Source organism: Vibrio scophthalmi LMG 19158, from assembly GCF_000222585.1.
GTDB classification, from domain to species: Bacteria; Pseudomonadota; Gammaproteobacteria; order Enterobacterales; family Vibrionaceae; genus Vibrio; species Vibrio scophthalmi.
This window is the reverse complement of sequence record NZ_AFWE01000061.1, coordinates 1-1,859: the sequence shown is the minus strand read 5'-3', so window position 1 is coordinate 1,859 and position 1,859 is coordinate 1. Positions and strand designations below refer to the sequence as shown.

3 protein-coding genes and 1 pseudogene are annotated in these 1,859 nt (G+C 51.5%); all 4 read left to right on the top strand.

What is annotated here, in order from left to right:
• On the top strand, positions 1 to 181 hold a 181-nt coding region (locus tag RH88_RS23520; RefSeq protein WP_005593610.1), incomplete at its 5' end, for a hypothetical protein.
• On the top strand, positions 178 to 684 hold the full coding sequence (locus RH88_RS04020) for a hypothetical protein (RefSeq protein ID WP_005593609.1): 507 nt from the start codon (positions 178 to 180) through the stop codon (positions 682 to 684). The genes RH88_RS23520 and RH88_RS04020, both read left to right, overlap by 4 nt.
• Before the next feature lie 16 nt (positions 685 to 700).
• On the top strand, positions 701 to 1,282 hold the full coding sequence (locus RH88_RS04015; RefSeq protein WP_005595516.1) for a DUF3486 family protein: 582 nt from the start codon (positions 701 to 703) through the stop codon (positions 1,280 to 1,282).
• Positions 1,272 to 1,859: pseudogene (locus tag RH88_RS04010) on the top strand (hypothetical protein); the annotation flags it as partial. The gene RH88_RS04015 and the pseudogene RH88_RS04010, both read left to right, overlap by 11 nt.

Sequence of the window (1,859 nt, the reverse complement as noted above, 5' to 3'; positions counted from 1 at the left end):
AGAGCTGCTGGATGAGCGCGCCCGCGTGGGGCTTTATTCCCATAACCCAACATGGCAAAGCGCTTACGAGCAAGGCTGGCACAGTGTCACGCCTTGGGATATCCACCATGCAAAACAGCAAGCCTCTTCACCCCTGCATGGTCTTGAGAGAGCAAAAGCGCTTTTTGTGAGGTATCCATGAGCATTTTAAAAAACATCGCTAACGCATTAACGGGCGGACTGGCTGAGACGGTACTTGATACCGTCAAGGCGTACCTGCCACCGAATTTAAGCCCAGAGCAGCAAGCCAACATTGAACTGGCTCTGCAAAACCTTGAGCTAACCAAGAACAAGCAAGCGGCTGAGATTGCGCTTTCAGCCGAGCAGCAAATCACCGAGCGCATTAAGGATTTAGAGGGCACTGCCGCCGATTTAAAAACCATTCCGATACTTGGCCCGTTAATGCTTTTCTTGCGCGGTTGTCAGCGGCCTATCTGGGGTTTTCTCACCATCTATATGGATGTGATGTGGTTTAGCGGTCAATGGACAGGACTGAGCGAAACGCAAGAGTCTGCCCTTCTTTTGATCAACTTCTTGGTGCTTGGCTTTTTGTTTGGTGAGCGTGCAATACAAAATGCCGCCCCAGTCATCGAGCGCATGATGAAGCGGAGACACAACGTTGAAACGAAACAATCCATCCCATAAAGGGAAACATCAAAAGGTGCCCAAGCCTGGCAAAATCCAGATGCTGCCACCGGATATCAAAAAGAAAGTCGATAAGCTATTGCTGGATGGCAAACTCCAACAAGCCGATATCGTCAAGCAAATCAAAGCGCTCTTAACGGAGCGTGGATTGCTCGATGAGCACGATTTTTCCTACCCAACCTTTAACCGATACGCCAATCGCTTTCATGACTCGATGCAGGTGATGCGTGAAGCGCGAGAGCTGGCGGCGTCATTGGCACAGAACTTAGGTGATGAGCCAACCGCAGATGTTAACAACGCCTTGATTGAAATGGTTAAGGCGGAAGTCTTTAAAGTGCTGGCGACCTCGAAAAAGAACGAGGACGGCTCTGAGGCGACCATCCCCGTTGAGCAACTTAATAAGATCATGCTGGCTATCCGTCGTATTACTGAATCCCAACGCACGCAAATGCGCATGGAGAAAGAAGTGCGCCGCGCCTTTGTGGAAGAGCTCAGCAAGCGTCTACCTGGTGAAATCACCAAGGGCATGGATGGCACCAGTGAAGACATGGAGCGCGTGATTCGCCAAGCGCTAACAGGTATCGCCAATGAGCAATAACGCATCCACCGTGCGCGAGATTGATTTACAAGAAGAGTGCGACGCCGCAGGCATTGACCTTGGCAAGATTGAGCAAAACTCAGTGCTGCAAGAGGCGTTTTTCTTACCCTATCAAGCGCAGTGGTTTAACGAAGAGGCCCCACTGGCGATTCACGAAAAGAGTCGTCGAACCGGTATTACGTTTGCGCAAGCGGGCAAGGATGCGCTGACTGCTTCAAAACCTCGATCGCGTGGTGGCCGCAACACCTTCTACATCGGCACAAAAAAAGAGATGGCGCTGGAATACATCGCCGCCGTCGCTTTGTTTGCGAAAGCCTACAACGCAGGGGCCAAGGCAAGCGTCTATGAGGTGCCGTTCTGGGATGACGACAACGAGCGCGAAATCCTTTCCTACATGATCCGTTTTCCAAAATCGGGTTTTAAGGTTCAAGCGCTCAGCTCTAACCCTGCCAATATCCGTGGTCTGCAAGGTGATGTGACCGTCGATGAGGCGGCGCACCAACCAGAGCTGGCTGAGATGTTAAAAGCGGTGCAAGCGGTATTGATGTGGGGTGGTCGCGTTCGCATGATTTCGACC